General features: G+C 69.6%; 17 protein-coding genes. 7 read left to right on the forward strand and 10 right to left on the reverse strand.

What is annotated here, in order from left to right; all coding sequences use genetic code 11:
* Positions 1-167 precede the first annotated feature (167 nt).
* From ACZ42X_RS14575 to ACZ42X_RS14585, 3 genes are all read left to right on the forward strand, one after another.
* Positions 168-1,505 (forward strand): LCP family protein, encoded by a 1,338-nt coding sequence (locus ACZ42X_RS14575; protein ID WP_468288870.1) that lies wholly within the window; start codon positions 168-170, stop codon positions 1,503-1,505.
* Between the two features lie 199 nt (positions 1,506-1,704).
* Positions 1,705-3,489, forward strand: coding sequence for an LCP family protein (locus tag ACZ42X_RS14580; RefSeq protein ID WP_468288873.1), 1,785 nt, complete (start codon positions 1,705-1,707; stop codon positions 3,487-3,489).
* A gap of 30 nt (positions 3,490-3,519) precedes the next feature.
* A complete protein-coding gene (locus tag ACZ42X_RS14585) occupies positions 3,520-5,175 on the forward strand; it encodes an LCP family protein (protein WP_468288876.1) in 1,656 nt (551 codons plus the stop codon).
* An 81-nt stretch (positions 5,176-5,256) separates the two neighbouring features.
* Here the strand turns inward: ACZ42X_RS14585 and ACZ42X_RS14590 are convergent, their stop codons facing one another.
* The gene (locus ACZ42X_RS14590; protein ID WP_468288879.1) at positions 5,257-6,273 is read right to left on the reverse strand and encodes a glycosyltransferase family 2 protein; all 1,017 of its coding nucleotides are present in this window, start codon (positions 6,271-6,273) and stop codon (positions 5,257-5,259) included.
* 125 nt (positions 6,274-6,398) lie between these two features.
* Here ACZ42X_RS14590 and ACZ42X_RS14595 point away from each other — a divergent pair, with 125 nt between their 5' ends.
* Positions 6,399-7,877 carry an LCP family protein gene (locus ACZ42X_RS14595; RefSeq protein WP_468288882.1) on the forward strand — a complete coding sequence of 493 codons (1,479 nt, stop codon included), beginning with the start codon at positions 6,399-6,401 and terminating at the stop codon, positions 7,875-7,877.
* A gap of 166 nt (positions 7,878-8,043) precedes the next feature.
* Here ACZ42X_RS14595 and ACZ42X_RS14600 read toward each other — a convergent pair whose 3' ends face one another.
* The 5 genes from ACZ42X_RS14600 to ACZ42X_RS14620 all read right to left on the reverse strand — a co-directional run bounded on the left by ACZ42X_RS14600 (position 8,044) and on the right by ACZ42X_RS14620 (position 15,453).
* Positions 8,044-8,166 carry a hypothetical protein gene (locus tag ACZ42X_RS14600; protein WP_468288884.1) on the reverse strand — a complete coding sequence of 41 codons (123 nt, stop codon included), beginning with the start codon at positions 8,164-8,166 and terminating at the stop codon, positions 8,044-8,046.
* 434 nt (positions 8,167-8,600) lie between these two features.
* Positions 8,601-8,804 carry a hypothetical protein gene (locus ACZ42X_RS14605; RefSeq protein ID WP_468288887.1) on the reverse strand — a complete coding sequence of 68 codons (204 nt, stop codon included), beginning with the start codon at positions 8,802-8,804 and terminating at the stop codon, positions 8,601-8,603.
* A 22-nt stretch (positions 8,805-8,826) separates the two neighbouring features.
* Positions 8,827-12,243, reverse strand: coding sequence for an RHS repeat-associated core domain-containing protein (locus ACZ42X_RS14610; protein WP_468288890.1), 3,417 nt, complete (start codon positions 12,241-12,243; stop codon positions 8,827-8,829).
* Positions 12,244-12,490: 247 nt separating this feature from the next.
* A complete protein-coding gene (locus ACZ42X_RS14615) occupies positions 12,491-15,061 on the reverse strand; it encodes a caspase, EACC1-associated type (RefSeq protein ID WP_468288893.1) in 2,571 nt (856 codons plus the stop codon).
* A gap of 2 nt (positions 15,062-15,063) precedes the next feature.
* Positions 15,064-15,453 (reverse strand): effector-associated constant component EACC1, encoded by a 390-nt coding sequence (locus ACZ42X_RS14620; RefSeq protein ID WP_468288896.1) that lies wholly within the window; start codon positions 15,451-15,453, stop codon positions 15,064-15,066.
* Between the two features lie 160 nt (positions 15,454-15,613).
* On the opposite strand from ACZ42X_RS14620, the gene ACZ42X_RS14625 reads away from it, so the two are divergent.
* A complete protein-coding gene (locus tag ACZ42X_RS14625; protein ID WP_468288899.1) occupies positions 15,614-15,811 on the forward strand; it encodes a hypothetical protein in 198 nt (65 codons plus the stop codon).
* Between the two features lie 44 nt (positions 15,812-15,855).
* Here the strand turns inward: ACZ42X_RS14625 and ACZ42X_RS14630 are convergent, their stop codons facing one another.
* Positions 15,856-16,404 (reverse strand): acyl-CoA thioesterase, encoded by a 549-nt coding sequence (locus tag ACZ42X_RS14630; protein ID WP_355362269.1) that lies wholly within the window; start codon positions 16,402-16,404, stop codon positions 15,856-15,858.
* Between the two features lie 118 nt (positions 16,405-16,522).
* On the opposite strand from ACZ42X_RS14630, the gene ACZ42X_RS14635 reads away from it, so the two are divergent.
* Positions 16,523-17,818 carry an LCP family protein gene (locus tag ACZ42X_RS14635; RefSeq protein ID WP_468288902.1) on the forward strand — a complete coding sequence of 432 codons (1,296 nt, stop codon included), beginning with the start codon at positions 16,523-16,525 and terminating at the stop codon, positions 17,816-17,818.
* Between the two features lie 46 nt (positions 17,819-17,864).
* On the opposite strand, the gene ACZ42X_RS14640 is transcribed toward ACZ42X_RS14635, so the two are convergent.
* The 3 genes from ACZ42X_RS14640 to ACZ42X_RS14650 are packed head-to-tail and all read right to left on the reverse strand — an operon-like array spanning position 17,865 to position 19,099.
* On the reverse strand, positions 17,865-18,053 hold the full coding sequence (locus tag ACZ42X_RS14640; protein ID WP_468288905.1) for a DUF397 domain-containing protein: 189 nt from the start codon (positions 18,051-18,053) through the stop codon (positions 17,865-17,867).
* A gap of 3 nt (positions 18,054-18,056) precedes the next feature.
* The gene (locus ACZ42X_RS14645) at positions 18,057-18,263 is read right to left on the reverse strand and encodes a DUF397 domain-containing protein (RefSeq protein ID WP_468288908.1); all 207 of its coding nucleotides are present in this window, start codon (positions 18,261-18,263) and stop codon (positions 18,057-18,059) included.
* Positions 18,260-19,099 carry a helix-turn-helix domain-containing protein gene (locus ACZ42X_RS14650; RefSeq protein ID WP_468288911.1) on the reverse strand — a complete coding sequence of 280 codons (840 nt, stop codon included), beginning with the start codon at positions 19,097-19,099 and terminating at the stop codon, positions 18,260-18,262. The genes ACZ42X_RS14645 and ACZ42X_RS14650 overlap by 4 nt, the downstream gene beginning before the upstream one ends.
* A 144-nt stretch (positions 19,100-19,243) precedes the next feature.
* On the opposite strand from ACZ42X_RS14650, the gene ACZ42X_RS14655 reads away from it, so the two are divergent.
* Positions 19,244-19,684: an ATP-binding protein gene (locus ACZ42X_RS14655; RefSeq protein ID WP_468288914.1), complete on the forward strand. Its 441-nt coding sequence runs from the start codon at positions 19,244-19,246 to the stop codon at positions 19,682-19,684.
* Positions 19,685-19,955 lie beyond the last annotated feature (271 nt).

Below are 19,955 nucleotides of genomic sequence, written 5' to 3' on the forward strand. Positions count from 1 at the left end.
AGTGCACCCGTCCGGCGCACGGTGCGCCCGCTCCCCCGGGTCCCGGAGCCGACTCCGATGGATGATCGTCACAGAGGAACTCGCTCCACCTCGCTCCACCGCGAGCCACCGCGAGCCACCTCGATCCTCCATCGATCGGCCCGACGGCACGAAGGACGGACCACGACGTGACGGACAGCACTGGCACGCCCGCCGAACCGCCCCGCCGGGGCGGATCCGAGCCGCCGCGTGCCAGTGCCCCGTCGAAGAAGCGCAGGAAGAAGCGCCCGCGCGCCGCTGCCGCACCGGTCACCTCCGCCGCTTCCACCCCACCCGCCGCGCCGCCGCCCCCCGCCGGGAGCCCCGCCCGCCGCTGGTTGCGCTGCGGCGCCTTCGGGGCCGCGCTCCTGGTGCTGGGGGCGGCCGGGGGCGGCTGGTGGCTCTACCAGAAGCTGGACGGCAACATCACCACCGACACCTCCGCCGCCGCCGAGCTGGAGCGGTACGAGCGGGAGCGGCCCTCCTCCCTCGTGCGCGGGGCGCGCAACATCCTGCTCATCGGCTCCGACACCCGCGCCGGTGACGGCAACGACGAGTACGGCAACGACGAGGACGGCCAGCGCTCCGACACCACGATCCTGCTGCACCTGGCGGCCAACGGGCGGGGGGTGACCGCCGTTTCGCTCCCGCGCGACCTCATGGTGGACATCCCCGCCTGCGGCAAGCGGGACGGTACGCGCACGCGGCCGCAGTTCGCGCAGTTCAACTGGGCGTACCAGCTCGGCGGTACGGCATGCACGATCCGCACCGTCGAGAAGATGACCGGCATCCGCATCGACCACCACATGGTGATCGACTTCCGCGGGTTCAAGGACATGGTGGACGCCGTCGGCGGCGTACGCGTCTGCGTCACGGAGCCGATCGACGACCCGGACGCCCGCATCAAGCTGAAGCCCGGCGCCCGGACGCTCCACGGCGAGCAGGCCCTCGGCTACGTACGGGCCCGCAAATCGCTCGGCAACGGCAGCGACACCGAACGCATGGACCGTCAGCAGCAGTTCCTTGGGGCCCTGGTCAACAAGGTGCAGAGCAATGGTGTCCTGCTCAATCCGGCGCGGCTCTACCCGGTGCTGGACGCCGCCACCAAGTCGGTCACGACCGACCCGGGGCTGGACTCCCTGAAGGACCTGTACGACCTGGCGCGGGCCCTGCGGAGCGTACCGACCGAGAAGGTGCAGTTCCTGACCGTGCCGCGGCAGCCGTACAGCGGTGACCCGAACCGGGACATGCTCGTCCAGCCGAAGGCCGGCACCCTCTTCAAGCGGCTGCGGGACGACGCGCCGGTGACGGTGGTCCCCGCCGACCGGCGGCCGAGCCGTGGGCAGTCCGACGGGGACGAAGACGAGTCGTCGAGCGCGTCCGCGACGCCGACCTTCACGGGGACGAACGCGGCCACCGGGGCCTGTGGGCAAAGAACAGGCAAGGGAGTGGGCAAAAGTGGGGCCAACGGGGGCGGCGGTCTATGACGATTGGGCGGAATGCCCGGTTGTAAGGGCCGTGGAATTTGTCACGGGCGTCGCCCGGCGCTGAACTGAGCGGATAGTGTGACGCGATCCGGTGGGTGAGACAGACCGCGAGGTCGCGCACAACCGGTTTTTCGAGCCGAGCGTCTCCTTTCCGGGGGAGGGGCGTCTCGAGTGGCACCGACGGAGGACTCAAGCAACCGTGGATGCGCAGAGCCGTGGGCGGGTGGACGACATCGACCCCGCAGACCAGTGGGTACTCAACCCCGACACCGGCAACTACGAACTGCGACTGGGCGAATCCACAGAGCAAGCCAAGGTGGCCCAGCCCCGTGGCTCGCGTGTTTCGCGTGGCTCCGGCAGCACCCGTGGCACTCGTGACGCCCGTGGCTCCCGTGGTGGCTCCTCCTCCACTTCCCCGGCTGCGGCCCCGGCAACCGCCCCCGGCCGTTCGGTTCCGGGCCAGCGAGGCCGGCGCAGCGCCAACGCCGCGGACGGCGGCGGTGGCAGCGGCCGCCGCAAGCGCAAGCAGAAGCAGTCCGGCAAGAAGAAGGCGCTGCTGTGGACGGCGGGCGTCATGGGCGTCGTGGTCGTCGGAGCGTCGGTCGGCGCGTACCTCATCTACGACCGCCTCAACGGCAACCTCAACACGGTGGACGTCGGGGACGCGGCCAACGGCGGCTCCCTGAAGGACGGGCCGATCAACATCCTGCTCATCGGGTCCGACGTACGCACCGGCGAGGGCAACGAGAGCTACGGCAACCGGGAGAACACCACCGGTCACGCCGATACGACGTTCCTCTTCCACGTCTCCGAGGACCGCACCAACGCGACCGCGATAAGCATCCCCCGCGACCTGAAGATCGACATCCCGGACTGCCCCACGAAGCAGCCGGACGGCTCGACCAAGGTGATCCCGGGGTCGCCGGACACGAAGTTCAACGAGAGTTACGGCGTGAACGGCCGGGACCCGGGCTGCACGATGCGTACGGTGAAGCAGATCACCGGGGTGCCGATCGACCACTTCATGATGGCCGACTTCAACGCGGTCAAGACGCTCACCACCGCGATCGGCGGCGTGGACGTCTGTCTGACGAAGCCCATCAAGGACAAGGACTACTCCCAGCTGGACCTGCCGGCCGGAAAGCACTCCCTCCAGGGCGAGCAGGCCCTCGCCTTCCTCCGCAACCGGCACGGGCTCGGCAACGAGAGCGACCTCGACCGGATCAAGATGCAGCAGCAGTTCGTCGCGTCGATGATCCGGAAGATGAAGGAGGACACCCTCGGCAGCCCGAAGAAGATGCTGGACCTCGCGGACGCGGCGACCAAGGCGCTCACGGTGGACAGCGGCATCGGTGACATCCCGAAGCTGACCACCCTCGCCAAGGAGCTCGGCGGGATCAACCTCAAGAACATCTCGTTCATGACGGTCCCGGTGAAGGACAACCCGAGGGAGACGGTGAAGGCGACCGTGGTCCTCGACGAGAGCAAGGCACCCGACGTCTTCCGCATGCTGCAGAACGACGTCTCCTTCACCGAGGTGAAGAAGAAGGAGAAGGAGAAGGCGGCGGAGGCCAAGAGCAAGCAGGCCGCGCTGCTCAAGGGCCCCCGGGCCGAGGCCGCCGACGTACGCGTCGACGTCTACAACGGCAGCGAGACCGTCGGTGCCGCGCAGTCGACGCTGCTCTGGCTGCAGAACGACCAGGGCGTGCTCAAGTCGACGAACAAGAGCAACGCGCCTGAGAAGATCGCCAAGACGACACTGGAGTTCGCGCCGAACCAGGCCGATCAGGCCCGTAAGCTCGCGGACTTGATGGGTCTGCCCGCCTCGGCGCTGAAGCAGGGGACGCAGGACGCGCAGGGGCTCCAGGCGATGGTGCTGACGCTCGGCGGCGACTTCAAGGGCGCAGGGGTGCCCATCGCCGCTCCGACGACGGTGCCGGACGTGGAGAAGGTAGAGGCGGACAAGCAGGTATGCGCGCAGTGACGCGTACCTGACGTGACAGGGGGACCTGGGGTGGGACAGAGCCGCGTACGCGGGGAGGGGACACGACACCGCGTACCGCACGCCCGTGACCTCGGATGGGACGACAGCCTCTACGAGGAGGACGGAACGAGGAAGAAGGCGCCCGCCGGCGACGGCGGCGGTGCGCCCGGGCCCTCCCCTGCCGCCAAGCAGGGCAAGAAGACGGGGAAGCGGCGCGTCGGGCGCTGGGTGGCCGCCGTGCTGGCGCTGCTGATACTCGGCACGGCCGGGGCCGGTTACGTGTACTACGAGCACCTCAACAGCAACATCAAGAAGGACAAGCTCAACCTCGGCAAGAACAAGATGGCCGAGCACAAGGTGAACGCCGCGGGCCAGACCCCGCTCAACATCCTGCTCATCGGCTCGGACGCCCGCGACTCCAAGGAGAACCAGGCGCTGGGCGGTGCCAGGGACACCTTCAACAGCCCCCCGCTCGCCGACGTGCAGATGCTCATCCACCTCTCCGCCGACCGCAGCAACGTCTCCGTGATCAGCATGCCGCGCGACACCATGCTGAAGATCCCGGAGTGCACCGACCCCGAGACCGGCAAGGTGTACCCGGCGCGGCAGTGGGCGCAGACGAACGAGTCGCTCGGCCGCGGCGGCCCCGGTTGCACGGTGGCCACCTGGTACGAGCTGACCGGCATCACCATCGACCACTTCATGATGATCGACTTCGCGGGTGTGGTGTCGATGGCGGACGCCGTCGGCGGCGTACCGGTGTGCGTGGACAAGAACATCCACTCGCGTACGCGGGACGGCAAGGGCTCCGGTCTGAAGCTCCCGAAGGGCACCCACCCCATCCAGGGCGAGCAGGCGCTGCAGTGGCTGCGTACGCGGTACGGCTTCGGCGACGGCAGCGACCTGTACCGGGCGCGCGCCCAGCACATGTACATGAACTCGATGGTCCGGGAGCTGCGCGCCAACGCCAAGCTGACCGACCCGAACAAGCTGCGCAAGCTCGCCGAGGCGGCGACCGAGGCGCTCACCGTGGACGAGGGCCTCGGCACCATCACCAAGCTGTACGACCTGGGGCAGGAGCTCAAGAGCGTCCCCACCGAGCGCATCACGATGACGACGATGCCCAACGTCTACTCGACGCGCCTGCGGGGCAAGGTCGAGCCCAAGCCCGGCGAGGCCGAGCAGATCTTCGAGATGATCCGCGAGGACATCCCGCTGGACGGCAAGGCGTCCAAGCGCAAGAAGCCGGCCGCCTCCAAGGACCCGGCGGCGCCGGTCGGCGAGACGGAGGTGATGGTGCAGAACGGCACCTACACCCCGCAGCTGGGATCGTCGAAGGGGCGCGCGACCGAGATCGCCGGGGTGCTGTCCGGCAAGGGCTACACGCGGGCGAAGGCGGACTCCGCGACCAATCCGCAGGAGAAGACGCTCGTACGGTTCCCGAGCGCGGAGCTGGAGGGGGACGCGCAGGCGCTCGCGAAGGCGCTCGGCATCCCGGCCTCCGCGGTGAAGAAGTCCGCCGACGTCACGCGCATCACGCTCGTCGTGGGCGCGGACTGGCGGGAGGGCGACACCTACCCGAAGTCGGCGGGCGCGGCGGAGGGCAAGACCCCGAAGTCGGCGAACCCGCTCAGCGCGGGCGACAAGACGACGTGCATGGAGGTCGACCCGAACTTCACCTGGTAGGGCCTTTCTGCCCGCCGGTACGGCGAAGGGCCCCGGGGCGACTGCTCTGGGGCCCTTCGCCGTACCACCGTCCTGTGGGGACTAGCGGGCGAGCACCGCCGGGCGGCGGCTCGCGATGACCTTCTTCGCCAGCGAGCGCGGGCTGGTCAGGAAGCCGTACCCCCACGACATGTGCATCGTCGCCAGCGCCACCGGGATCTGGAGGCGGGCCTTCAGCGGCAGGCCGCGGCCCGCCGGGAGGGAGCCCGCGACGATCGCCGCGAGGTAGCCGCCGGGGACGACGAAGCCCAGCGGGGTGAGGGTCGCGCCGACGACGGCACCCGCCGCGATGGCGCAGACGGCCGTCGGCGGGGCGAGGTAGCGCAGGTTGATGGAGCCCTGGTGGTAGCGGGCGACGACGTGGCGCCAGCGCCCGTAGTCCTTGTACTGCTTCGCCAGCGCGCGCACCGAGGGGCGGGGGCGGTAGCTGACCTTGAGCTCCGGCGAGAACCAGATCAGGCCGCCGGCCTCGCGGATGCGGAAGTTCAGCTCCCAGTCCTGGGCGCGGATGAACTCCTCGTTGTAGCCGCCCTGCTGTTCGAGCGCCTCGCGGCGGAAGACGCCGAGGTAGACGGTCTCGGCGGGGCCCGCCTCGCCGCCGGTGTGGAAGGCGGCGTTGCCCACGCCGATCTTCGACGTCATGGCGGCGGCGACCGCGTGCTCCCAGTCGTTCTCGCCCTCGGCGTGCATGATGCCGCCGACGTTCTGCGCGCCGGTCTCCTCCAGGAGGCGGACGGCGGTCGCGATGTAGTTCGGCGAGAGCATGCCGTGCCCGTCGACGCGCACCACGATGGGGTGGCGGGACGCCTTGATCGCGGCGTTGAGGGCCGCGGGGGTGCGCCCGGTGGGGTTCGGCACGGTGTGGACGCGGGGGTCTTCCCGTACGAGCTCGGCGGCGATCTCGTCCGTGCGGTCCGTGGACGGGCCGAGGGCGATCACCACCTCCATCTCGCCGTCGTACTCCTGCTCGAGGATGTGACGGACCGAGGTGCGCAGATGCCGCTCCTCATTGAGGACCGGCATGATCACGGAAACCGGGGGCGGAGGCGTGGCGTTCATATCGCCCGCCACGTTACCGCGAACGGGGGACACCGGTGCGCGCCGCCCGGGCGATGCGGGCGGGCACTGATCGTATGGGCCTACTGTGCTCATGATCCCCCTGTACGCCCGCGGAGGTGTCCTTCGTGCCCACGCCGCCCCGCCGTCCTGCCGGCCCCAGGCCTCCCGTGCCCGGGCGACCGCGACGGCCGGAGCCGGCGCAGCCGCCGCGGCCGGTGCCGCGGCCCCGGTGGGGCATGCGGATGGTGACGACCCTCTCGGTGCTGGTGCTGGGCGTCGGCGGGATCGGCCACGCCGTCGTGACCAGCCTCGACACCGGCATCGGCCGGGTGGACCCGTTCCGCGACATGAAGAACCGCCCCGCGTCGGGCCACGGCACGAACATCCTCGTCGTCGGCACCGACGGCCGCGACAAGATCACCCCGGCCGAGAAGCAGCGGTACCGGCTGGGCGGCGCCGGGTGCCGCTGCACCGACACGATCATGCTCGTCCACATCTCCGCCGACCGGAAGCGCGCCAGCACGGTCTCGCTGCCCCGCGACTCGTACGCCGAGATCCCCGAGCACACCGACACCCGCACCGGTGAGCTGCACCCCAAGCACCCGGTGAAGCTGAACGCGGCGTACGCGGAGGGCGGGCCCCAGCTGACCGTACGGACCGTGGAGCATATGACCGGCGTGAAGGTCGACCACTACCTGGAGGTCGACTTCACCAGCTTCATGCGGACCGTCGACGCGGTCGGCGGGGTGCGGATCTGCACCGCCAAGCCGATGAAGGACTCCTACACCGGCCTCGCCCTGCCCGCCGGCACGCACGAGCTCAACGGCGGCCAGGCGCTGCAGTACGTACGCTCCCGCCATATCGACGGCGCCTCCGACCTGGGCCGGATGCAGCGCCAGCAGCGGTTCCTGGCGGCGCTGATCGACCGGGCGACGAGCGAGGGCGTGCTGCTGAACCCGGTGCGCTTCCAGGAGGTCGTGGGGTCGGTCCTCAGCTCCGTACGGGCCGACGAGGGGTTCCGTACGGAGGAGATGCTGGCGCTGGCGAAGGCGATGCGCGGCTTCAAGGCGGCGTCGTCGGAGTTCACGTCCGTGCCGGTCGCGCAGGCGAGCTTCCCGGTGAAGGGGCTCGGCTCGACGGTGCGGTGGGACCCGGTGAAGTCGAAGAAGCTGTTCCGGGCGCTGCGCGAGGACAAGCCGCTCGCGCCGTACGCGGCCCGCAGCTCCGTGCGCAAGAAGCTCGTGGAGGTCTCGCCCCAGCAGATCCGGGTGCAGGTCTACAACGGCACCCGCGTGCACGGCCTGGGCGCGCGCGTCGACTCGGCGCTGCGGGGGACCGGCTTCCGCACGACCCGTACGCCGCTGAACTGGGCGCGGCGCGACGTCCACCGCACCATCGTCTGGTTCGACCCCCGCTGGGACCGCTCGGCCCGCTCCCTCGCCACGGCCCTCCCGGGCGCGGAACTCCGCCCGGTCCCGGGCCAGGGCGCCCTGCTGAAGGTGACGGCGGGCGCGAACTTCACGGGCGTGGTGGCGGTACGGGCGGAGAACGCCTTCCAGGGCGAGTTCGGCGTGGTGACGGGGGACCAGGTGATCTGCGGGTAGGGGGCTGGGGCGTCAGCCGTCTACTTCCTTTTCCTGGCCTGTACGACTCCGAGGATGACGAAAGCCAGGACGGCGATTCCGAACAGCACCCAGAGGGGGATGCCGTCGAGCCCCTTGTAGGCCAGCGCATCCGAGTCGGGGGGTGATTGCACGAGAAATTCTGGCCTCAACGTCGCCTCCCTTTGGCTATCACCATCGCCACCAGGCCCAGGATGAACAGCGCACCGAGAACCACGCTCACAGCCGCGTTCCCGGAACCGGCACCGCCGGCGGCGATGTCGGAGAGCATTATCGGCCTCCTCTCTTTCTGCCCCTGACGATAAGGAGTACGCCGATCACCAGGCCTATGACGAGGACCGCGACAGCCAAGGCGGTGGGCAGACTCGCGAATCCGGACCGTGCGAGGTCCATGGCTTCTCCTTTCCCAGGTGGTTCCGGTCAGGTCGAGGGCCTGCCGACGAGGCTCACCTCTTCTTGGCGTAGAGGATGATCGCGAGCGCCAGGAGGAAACCGATGACGACCATCCAGATGTAGCCTCCGGAAGCGAGGGAGGTCCCGGTCAGGACTGCCGAATCCATCGTTCACCCCCTGCAGTTGTGGGTACACCCACTCAGTGCAGTTGCTGGGGGAGGAGCAGCCGGCGCTGTTCCTCCCCCACCTCAGTTCGTGAGGCTCAGCAGAAGCCCGATCACTTTGATGGCGGGCTCATGGGCGCCTCGGAATCTAAGTGTTCCGACCGTCCGGGTTCTGCTGGTTCTGGAGCTTTTTGCGGCGTACGAAGGCGATCCCGAGCGCCGGACCGAGCAAGACGGCCGCGGGGGTTCCCCACGCCTGGCCGGCGGGCGCTCCGGTGACGGTCATCACCACTGCGATCACCAGATACAGGGTGACCAGCGCCAGGGTGAAGCTGATCCAGGGGCTCCTCATGGTTGCACCTCCTTCCGGCTGCTCATGAAAGGGCCCATTCGACGAGGCCGGCTGTGTTGGCACCTGCGGCAGCACAGCCCGCGGTGGCGAGGAAACCCGTTGCCGGCCCCACCGCTGCCTCGCATGCCGCACCGACGACAAAGCCCGCGGCGAGGCCGGCAGACCCGCGTGCTGCGCCCACCACGTCTCCCGAGGCCAGATCCTTGCCTATCTGGTAGACGTCGAAGGCGTCCCCGATGTACCCGAGCCCATCCGTGATGCTGCCGAACGAGATGAGCCCCGTGGGGTCGGTCCGGTTGACCGGATCCCCGGCTGCGTAGAGGTACGGGTTCGTCTCCTGGCCCGAGGGGTCGGGCTGGGTGAAGCGGCTGGTGTTGGGGTCGTAGTAGCGGGCGCCCATCTTGTAGAGGCCCGTCGGGTCGGCGTAGGCGCCGGCGAAGCGGTAGGGCTGGGGGATGGTTTCGGTGGTGGTGCGGGCGCGGCCGGTGGGGTTGTAGGCGTAGGTGTGGGTGCGGGCACCGGTCTCGTCGACGAGGCCGAGGACGTTGCCGGTCGCGTCGGTGAGGTAGTAGTGGCTCTTCCCGCCGGTGCGCATGGAGTTGAGTGTGCCCCCGGGTTCGCGGACAAATCCGGTGTCGGCACCGGCGGTTGTGGTTCCGGTCAGGCCGAAGGCGGTGTGGTGGAACCACGTCTCGCCGAGCTTGGTGCGCTCGCTGTTGTCGGTGCCGGCGTGGGAGGCGTCGCGGGCGGTGCCGCCGGTGGTGATGGTCTTCAGCTGGCTGTGGTCGCTCCAAGTCTCGCCGGAGCGGGCGTAGCCGGAGGTGGGGTCGCCGGCGAGTTCGTTGCCGGACTTGTCGTAGGACCACCCCGTGGTCGAGCCGCCCGCGGAGATGAGCTGCGAGGCGTCGTTGTAGCCGTACGTCGGCGTGGTGGGGCAGGTGGCGGCCGTGGAGTCGTAGTGCGTGAGGTTCCCGGCCTTGTCGTAGCAGTACAGCCAGGACGCCTTGCGCGCACCGGCGGCGTCGGCTTCCTTGGCGTAGGACAGCCGGCCCTGGGAGTCGTAGGTGTAGCTGGTGGTCAGCTTGGCGGCGTTGTCCGTACGCGTACGGATCTTGGTGCCGTCCTTGGCCGTCGTGCCGGACGTGTAGCCGTAGGTGTAGGCCAGGTCCACGAGCGTGGTGGTGCCGGACGTGGTCTTGACGGCCTTGGGGCGGCTGGACTGGTCGAGGGTGACGGTCTGGGTGGTGCCGCCGGGGTAGACGGTCTTGGTGCGCTTGTCGTTGTTGTCGTAGTCGAAGTCGGTCTTCTTGCCCGCCGGGTCGATCAGGAAGTCCAGGCGTCCGGCCGCGTCCCAGGTGTAGTCGGTCTTGCCGTTGGGGTCGGTGTAGTGGTCGACCTCGCCGCCCGGGGTGTAGGCGAGGACCGTCTGCGCGCCGTGCTGGAGCGTGCGGGTCGCCTCGCGGTTGAGCTTGTCGAAGGTCCAGACCGTGGCGCCGGTGGCGTCGGTGCGCGAGGTGAGGTTGCCGTCCCCGTCGTAGGTGTAGGTGACGGTCGTGTTGGTGGAGGACACCTTGGTGACGCGGTCGCGGCTGTCGTAGACGTACACGCTCTTGATGCCGCGCCCGTCGGTGACGGTCTCCACCCGGCCCAGGGTGTCGTAGGTGTACGTGACGGCGCCGAGCGGGGCGGGCGGGGTCACCTTGGACAGGTTGCCCTTGGCGTCGTACGTGAAGGACGTCACCTTGCCGTTGGCGTCCTTGGCGGTGCACCGCTGGCCCTCGAAGCCGCCGCACGTCGGCGTGGCGGGGTTGTACGTGTAGGAGCGGGTACCGCCCGCGGTGCCGGTGGTGGTCACCGACAAGGTGTTGCCGTTGGTGTCGTAGGCGAAGTCGTCCTTCTGCCCGTCGGCGCTGCTGAAGTCCCGGGGCAGGTCGGTGCCCGCGATGGTCTGGTACGCCGAGACGGCCGCGGTCGCGCCGGTGGGCAGCTTGGCGGAGGAGGGGTTGTTGCGGGCGTCCCACCCGTAGGTGGTGACGTTCGCGCCCGTGCCGTCGGTGCCCGTGCCCATCGCATCGGTCGCCGTCTGGACCAGATGGCCCTTGTACGACTTCGAACGCGCGTGGCCCAGCGGGTCGGTCACCTTGGTGATCTCGTTGTCGGCGTTGTGCGTGTGCACGGTCTTGTCGCCGTCGGGGTCGGTCACCGTCGTCGTGCCCGCGTCGGACGGGGTCGCGCCGGAGTGGTCGTAGCGCCAGGTCGGCCCGGTGTGGCCGGTGGCATCCGTACCGGTCGCCCGCTTCACCGAGGTGACCCGGTTGTGCGCGTCGTAGGTGAACAGCGTGACCGTGCCCTCGGGCGTGGTCACCTTCGTCACCCGCCGCGAGGAGTCGTACTCGAACGCCGTCGTCTTCCCGGCGGTGTCGGTCGAGCGGGCGATGTCGCCGGCCGGGTTGAGGTCGAAGACGGCCGTGCGGCCGGTGTGGTCCTTGGCCTGCCACTGCGAGGCGTCGGTCTTCACCAGGTCGATCCACCGGCCCGAACGGCTCTCGGTCAGCTTGAAGCCCTTGTGCTCACCGGTCTCGTCGTGCTGGTCGACGGTGAGGGTGCCGTTGTTCTTGTCCGTGACCTTCGTCAGCGTGCCGGAGGCGCTGTACGTGTCCTTGGAGCCGGACTTGCGGTCGGTCAGCGTGTACGTGCCGTCCGCGTTCTTCTTCAGGTCCTTGGAGTAGCCGGTCGGCGTGGTGTACGTGCCGTCGGCGTTCTTGGTGAAGCGGACGGCGTCGCCGGTCGCGTCGTACACGACGACCTCGGTGTCGAGGATCTGCGCGTACCGCTCGTACCCCTGCCACCACCGCTGGGAGACCTTCCCCCAGGGCGCGTCCAGGGAGTTGTACGTGCGTGTCAGCTGCAGCTTCTGCCCGACTCCGGCGATGTCGAAGTCGGTCGCGGCCAGCATCAGGTTGCCGTTGGACAGGTTCACCCGCGCCACGAGCGCATCGCTGAGGCGCGTGTCCGAGAACTCGTGCCAGGGGACCTGGCCCTGACCCTCCGGCACGTACGTGGCGGTTTCGGCGGCGGCGACCGCCGAAGGCGCGGCGGCGGCACTGCGCGTGGTGGTGGTGCCGGTCGCGTCGCCGGTGGCGCGCGCCTTCTGCGCCGCCCGCCACGCCGCCACGGCGGCGGACGGCTCGGCCTCCGGCACCGACGCCGGTGCCTTGGTCACGCCCGCCGGAACGGGCGGCGCGCTCGCCGCCTTGCCCGGAGTCGTCCACGGCGTGGTGGCCTGCGGCAGCTCGGCGGCGGATGTCGGAGCCGCGAAGGCCGGGGCGCCGGCCACGACGAGGGAGACGGCGGTGATGGCCGCGGTCAGGGTGTAGCGAGAGGTGACGGTGGATCTGCGGGCACGCCGAAGAGACGTGCGCGAAGCACGTGAACGCATCAACTTCCCCCCACAGGAAGAGTGGCCACAGTGACCCCAGTGGTCACCGGGCGCCCACAACCTGCCACGGGTTGTTGAAGAGGAGCGGCCCGCTGCCCCCAAAATTCGAACATATGTGGGGCGGAATGAGTCCTACCGCTTCCCCTCCCATAGGGCCCCCTGGAGGGCAAAGCGCCCTCGCGGGTCGCGGTCCTGGCAGTTCACCGCCGGGTGCTCGCCGCCGAAGATGGCTTGAAACGTTCGGTGGTCAGCTGTCGCGTACGCCGAGCGAGACGTAGTCGTAGGCGCCGTAGGCGTCGGTCGTATAGACGTTGGTCAGCCGGGGATCGCGCCAGAGCAGGCGCCTCCCGTGGAGGAGCGGCAGATAGTGGGCGCCCTCGGCCACCGCACGGTTGATCTCGGCGTAGGTCTGCGCCGCCTTGTCGGGGTCGGTCTCGGCCACGGCCCGGTCGAGGAGCCGGTGGATGGCAGGGTCGTCGATCTCGGCGAAGTTGTACGAACCCGCCACCCTGTCGTCGACCAGGGGCAGCAGGAAACCCTGCCCGGTCGGGAAGTCGGCGCCCCAGCCCCGGATGACGAGGCCGTAGCCCTTCTCCTTGATCACCTTCCGGTAATCGGACGGGTCCAGCGTGGTTTCCGTGTTGAGCCTCTCGATGCGCGTCGTGATCCCGACCTTCTTCAGTGACTGCTGGAGGACCTCGGCCGTCGCGTCGTCGGACGAATTGCCGGCCCGGACGGCGATGGTGGTGGTGAAGCCGTTCGGCCGGCCACAGGCCGCCAGGGCCTTCTTGGCGGCGGCCTGGTCCCCCCGGGCGTTGCGCAGGACACCGTACGGGTCGTACGCGGGGTCGCTGCCTTTGATCGAGGGCGGCAGCATGTGCGGCGCGATGTCACCGGCTGTGGGGCCGCCGCGAGCCGCTTGCACCTCCGCGCGATCGGCGGCGTAGAGGACCGCCTTGCGGCACTGGACGTTGTCGAACGGCGCCACGGTGCGCGGGAGGGCCACGTAGGAGAGGAAGCCGCTCCGCGGGTTGTCCAGGTTCCGCTTCAAGTCAGGGTCCTGGAGCATCTGGGCGGCGCTCTGGGCACTCATCCCGGTGGCGTTCAGGTCGAGGTCGTAACCCCCACTGCGAAGCTCGTGCTCCGCCTGCAGGCTCGTGCCGACAAATCTGACTGTGATCCTGGCCGGCAGGGCGGCACGCACCGGGTCGGACGCCTTCTGCCACTTGTCATTGCGTACGAGTTCCAGCGACTTCTTCGGCTGGTAGTTGTGGAACTTGTACGGGCCGCTGGAGAACGGGCGCGAGCCGTACTTGGCGCCCTTGTCCTCCTCCTTCTTCACCGGGGACCCGGCGGGCATCGCGAGCATGTGCTCGAAGTCGCCGTTGGGCTTGGCCAGCTTGAAGACGATGGTCCTGGCGTCGGGCGTCTCGATGGCCTTCACGGTGTCGTTGAGATAGAGCGGGCCTCCGAAGACGGCCTCCTGGTCCCGCAGGCGCTCAATGCCGTACTTGATGTCCTGGGGGGTGATGGCCGAGCCGTCCTCCCAGGTGATCCCGGAGCGGAGCCTGTAGGTGTACGTCTTCCCGCCGTCGGAGATCTCCGCAGGGCCGGCAGCCAGGTCGGGCACCAGCTTGGTGCCGTTGACGCCCGGCTTCGTGTCGTACGTGACCAGTTGGCGGGTGTAGAAGCGGGCGAAGTTCCACGCGTAGGTGTAGTACATGCGCTGGGGGTCCCAGGAGTCGGCGTCGTTGGCGGCGACGAAACTCAACGTGCCGCTCGTGGCGCTGGACTTGTTGACCACCTTGTCGTTCGCGGCGCCATACCCCGCGCCCGCCGCCTTGTCGGCGCCTTCCGGTGCGTCGCCCCGCCAGGCGATGAGGGCGGGGATGCCGACGGCGAGGAGGACAACGGCCACGGCCACGGCCACGCCCATGGCGAGCCGGCGCTGCCGCCCCTGACGTTGTGGTGCCCGCACCGCAGCCGGACGCGGCGGCTGCGGTGGCTGCGGCGGCTCCGGCTCCGGCTGCGGCTCCGGCTCCGGCTCCGGCTCCGGCTCCGGCTCCGGCTCCGGGACCGTCAACGCGCGATTGCGCGCCAGCGCGATCTGCCCTCCCGCGTTGCGGTTGCGCTGCTGCGGCAGCGGCCGCGCCTTGGCCAGCAGCCTCCCGTACAGGTGCCGGTACACGGTGTCCATGTCCAGCAGTTCCGGGCCGCCCGGAACTCCCTCCGTGAGCGCCGTGATCAGCTCGCCGGTGAAGGCGGTGTACGTCTCCCCCGGCGGCGACAGCGCCTTGCGCGTCTCCGCCGAGGCCGCCAGCAGCGAGGTGCCGTCGATGCCCGCGTGGTCGGCCACCTGGTCCGTGGCGCTCATCCCGCCGACCAGCGCCCGCCCGCTGTAGCAGCAGTCCAGGATCACCACCTTGCGCCGGGCCCGTACGCGCGGGTCCAGTAGCGCCCGGCGCACCCAGTCGTACGGCAGCGCGGTGTACGACCGCTCCGGGTCGGTGTCGGGCAAGGCGAGGTACAGCTCGTCGCTGTACGGGTCGGTGAGGCCGTGGCCGCCGTAATAGACGACCAGGGTGTCGTCGGCGCTCCGGGCCACGCGGTTGAGGGTGTCGAGCACCGCCTGGGCGTTCGGCGGCTGCGCCAGCGTGACGCAGTTCGACCGGGGCAGCCCCCACAGGTCCGGGGCGGCGAACGCCTGCGCCAGCCCCGTCAGGTTCCGCTCCACGGCGGGCAGGTCCGGCAGCGTCCGGTACGCGTGTACGCCGATGAGGAGGGCCCGCGAGGTGGCCGGATCGGGCAGGGCCGCCATGGCTACGGTCGGCCCGTCCCGTCGTCCGCACTCGGCTCGGTGCCAGGACCCGGCGCGCCCAGCGCGTCGACGATGCCGCTCACCTCGTCCGGTGAGCCGTTCTCGACGGTGACGGTGACTTCGCCTCGCGTGATCCGCACCACCGGGGCCGTACGCCGGGAGCCTCGCCACGTGGCACACGCCACCGCCAGGCTCCCGAGCGCGATGCTGTTGGCGACGACGGCGTTGATGATCTCGAAGGCGCCGCCCCCCATGTCCCCGTCCTGGTCGGCGCCGGGTACGAGGGAGAGGGTCGCGTGCCGGACCACGTCCGGGTCCTGAGCGAGCCAGCGGTACAGGGAGGCCAATAAGCGGTCGTCGTCCCCCGCTTCCACGACGATGTCGACCTGCATGCGCCTGCGCCCTCCGTCCCCCACTCGGGCGGCCCGCCACCCGAACAGCACCAGGAGCACCGATCCTATCGGCAGCGACCCCCGTCACGGGCGGGTAATCACAGGCCTTCCGAGACGTCGCTTGTCGCGCTCCGATAGACCCGAGCACGCCGGAGGAAGCATGGCCACGGAATGGCCCGTAGGGGCCCTCGTCACACCGACGGTCGCCTTCGATCACCCCGAAGATCCCGTCGGGGAGGTCGTCATGGTCACCACCGACGGCGAGGTGCTCGTCAGGTTCCCCGCATCCGGCACGGAGGTCTACGCCCCCGGCGACCTCACCCACGCCCACGCCCCAGGCGAGCGCCCCAGCCAGTGAAAAGGCCCGCTGCCTCAAGGCAGCAGGCCACGGGTCCTCGGGGGTCAGTCCTCGATGCCCTCCGCCGCGCGCTTCTCGCGCAGTTCCTTGATCGCGCGGCGGCGTGCCAGGCGGTGCGTGCGGCGGATCTGGGCCTCCTGGTAGCGGCGCTTGTCGCGCTCCGTCTCCGGTATGACCGGCGGTACGGGGCGGGGCTTGCCGTCCGCGTCGACGGCCGCGAAGACGAGGTACGCCGAGCCGACCTGGGTCGCCGGGGTGGACTCGTTCCAGCGCTCGGCCAGGACGCGGACGCCGACCTCCATCGAGGACCGGCCGGTCCAGTTCACTTGGGCCTTCACGTGAACAAGGTCACCCACGCGGACCGGCTCCAGGAACACCATCTCGTCCATGGACGCGGTCACGGCCGGGCCGCCGGAGTGCCGTCCGGCGACGGCGCCCGCCGCGTCGTCCACCAACTTCATGATCACGCCGCCGTGCACCGTCCCGAGGAGGTTGGTGTCACTGCCGGTCATGATGTGGCTGAGGGTCGTACGGGAGGCCGACGTGGGCTTTCCCTCCAGCTGGACGCCCTGCGGCGGGGCCTGATCTGTCATGCCCTCCACCCTATGCCCGAGTACGTTACGGCTTCATTGCATCAGCTTCGCTACAGCCCCGCTGCGGAATCCCACCCACCCTGTCGGCCTGACCTGGGCGGCCTGCACACTGGTCCGCATGAATGACTGGCCTGAAGGATGGTCCGACGACCGCAACGCCCGTTACGGCCGTGGCAGCGCCGATGCCCAGCCCGAGGGCGTACGGTCCATGCCGCACGTGCGGCGCCGCCCCGCGGTGCCGCCGCAGGCGGTCCCGCCGCAGCCGGTGGGCGCCCCGCAGGCCGCCGCCGTGCCGCCGCAGGCGCCGGCGTCGTACGACAGCGGTTACAACACAGGCCAGGTCTACGGCGCCCCCCAGGGCCCCCGGCCCGGCGGTCCCCGCGGCGGCGGGCCCCGCGTCCCCGACCGTGGCTCCGTGCGTGCCCCGGGTCCCGCGCCCGACTGGCGCCGCCGGATCAAGGTCGGCTCCATCGTGGTCCTGGTGGCCGTCCTCGGCACGAGCATCGGCACGTACTTCTGGGCCGACGGCAAGATGCGCCGCGAGGTCGACCTCGCCAAGGTCATCGACCGCCCGGCCGAGGGCGACTGCACCACGTACCTGATCGTCGGCTCCGACAGCCGCGAGGGCATGACCGCCGACGACAAGAAGCGGCTGCACACCGGCTCCGCCGACGGCAAGCGCACCGACTCGATGATGATCCTGGCGGCCTGCTCCAGCGGCAACACCATGATCTCGCTGCCGCGCGACTCGGACGTCGAGATCCCGTCCTTCGTCGGCTCCCAGTCCGGCAAGACCTTCCCCGCCCAGGGCCGCCGCGTGAAGCTGAACGCCGCGTACGCCGAGGACGGCCCCGAGCTGCTCGTCCGCACCGTCGAGCACAACACCGGGCTGCGCATCGACCACTACGCGGAGATCGGCTTCGCCGGTTTCGCCAACATCGTCGACTCGCTCGGCGGCGTCGAGATGAACATCGAGAAGGGCTTCAAGGACAAGAAGTCCGGCGCCGACTTCCAGGCCGGCAAGCAGACCCTCAACGGCGAGCAGGCCCTCGCCTTCGTCCGCACCCGGTACGCCTTCGCCGAGTCGGACCTCGCCCGTACGAAGAACCAGCAGAAGTTCCTGTCGGCCCTCGCCAGCCAGGCCGCCACCCCGGGCACGATCCTCAACCCGTTCAAGCTCTACCCGACGCTGGGCGCGGGCCTGGACACCCTCATCGTCGACAAGGACATGTCGCTCTTCGACCTCGGCGAGATGTTCTTCGCGATGAAGGGCATCAGCGGCGGCGAGGGCACGTCGATGAACATGCCGACCAACGGCACCCGTGGCAGCAACCTCGTCTGGGACAAGGCGAAGGTGCAGCAGCTGGTGAAGCAGATCCAGAACGACGAGAAGGTGACCGTCACCGAGAAGTAGAGCCTCGGGCCCCCGGCCTTCCGGCCCGGGGGCGCGAGCGCCCGGCTCAGCTCGCGGAGGCGTGCGTCACGAAGTCCGCCCAGGCGGCGGGCGTGAAGCGAAGCTTCGGGCCGGAGACGTTCTTGGAGTCACGGACGTGGACCGTACGGGGCGCTGCCGCGACCTCGACGCACTCGGGACCGTCGTTGCTGCTGTAGCTGCTCTTGACCCACGTCAGCGAGGTGTTGTGGGTCATGGGTCAGCGCCCGGATGCGTACGTCACGAAGTCTGCCCAGGCAGCGGGCGTAAAGCCGAGCTGCGGCCCGGGGACGTTCTTGGAGTCACGGACGTGGACCGTGCGGGGGGCGGCCGCCACCTCGACGCACGCAGGGCCGTCGTTGCTGCTGTAGCTGCTCTTGATCCACTCCAGCTCGGAGTGGGAGCCGCCTGAGGTGTTGCGGGTCATGTCTCTCCCAGCGCTTTCTCGATGGAGGCCAGCGACTCCCGTGGGGTGAGAGCCTGGGCCCGGATGATTCCGTACCGTAGCTCGATGATCCGGACCTCCTTGGGGTCGGAGATCAGGCGGCTGGACAGCTGGCCCTCCCAGTGTGCCACCGCTGTGCCGTCGTCGAACTTGAGCAGTTGGAACTGCCCACCCATCCCGGCATGGTCCTCCCGGTCTGTCGGCATCACCTGAATCTCAACGTTTCGCAACTGGCCGATTTCCAGCAGGCGTTCGAGCTGACGGCGTGCCACCATTTTGCCCCCGAGAGGCCGCTTGATCGTCGCCTCTTCCAGGACAAACGTCAGCATGGTGAGCGGCTGCCGTTCAAAGACCTCCTGGCGTGACATCCGCGCCGCAACGTACCGATCAACCTCGTCTCGGCTGAACGACGGACGCCGCATCTCGTACAGCGCGCGGGCATACTCCTCCGTCTGGAGCAGGCCGTTCAGGTTGTGGTTGTCGTAGGCCCCGAGCTCAACTGCTTCCCGCTCCAACTTCGCGAGGTCCCGTACCTTCTTCGGGTACCTCGCCTCCGCCACGTCCTTCTTCATCGCGGCGATCTTGCCACCCGCGCGCAGGACTTGGTCCACCTTGTCCAGGAACTCCGGCTGGGGGATCCGCTTACCGCCCTCCACCTTGTAGACAAGGTTCTCGCTGTAGCCGATGTCCCTGCCGAGCTCCGCCGCGCTCATGCCCACGGCCTCGCGCCAGAGTCGGATCTGCCTGCCGACCACCGCGATCACCGCGCCCGAGTCGTCGTCCTCCAGGTCGACGTCCTGGTCCGGTTCATCCGTCATACGACACCACCTTCACCCGTGTCCGTGCCGTGCCTCCGTGCGACGCCGTACAGGCTGGACATGGTCGTACCTCACCTGGACAGTCACTCTCCGTACAGGCGTCGCTCCTTTCAGCGTAAGCGCCAACCGGCCACTCTGAGTCACGTGAATCTGGAAATCACCCGAACTGAATGTTCCGCTCCCGCACGGCAGTTCACCGTGCTGCTCTCCCCCACCCGCCGGGGGGCCCGGCTCGCCCGGCTGCTGACATCGGCGCAACTGAGCGACTGGGGCGTGGAGTCGGAGGCGGCTGCGCAGATCGTCGCGGAGCTCGCCACCAACGCCACCGTCCACGGTCGCGTGCCGGGCAGGGACTTCCGGTTGGACCTGGCGGTCGAGGACGAAGGCAAGCGCCTGCGGATCGAGGTCACCGACACCCGGAGTGACCGTCTGCCGCCCGGGCCCGGAGCCGTCGCCGTACCGGCCAGTGACTCGGAGGCGGGGCGGGGGCTTTTGATCGTGGAGGCGCTCGCGGACCGGTGGGGTGTGGTGCTGGAGCCCGTGCCGCGCAAGACCGTCTGGGCCGAGCTCGACCTCCTACCGTGACCGGCTTCACCGGGTCGCGGTTTTCCACGACCCGGTGGAGCGCGACGCGGTGCCGCACGACACAAAAGCTTTTAAAGACCCTGGAAAGAACCGGGGAAAGAACCTCCCCTCCCCACCCTGCCCCTGGCTCACTCACACGGGTGAGGTTTCCCGATTGGGCTGGATTTCGGGCGGGTTGGCGGGCATATGCTCGCCGCGACAACACCAGACATGCGACGGCCCCCGCCGGGACTGGCATCCCGGACGAGGGCCTGACCACCGAGGAAGAGAC

This window comes from Streptomyces sp. NPDC030862 (assembly GCF_055571835.1).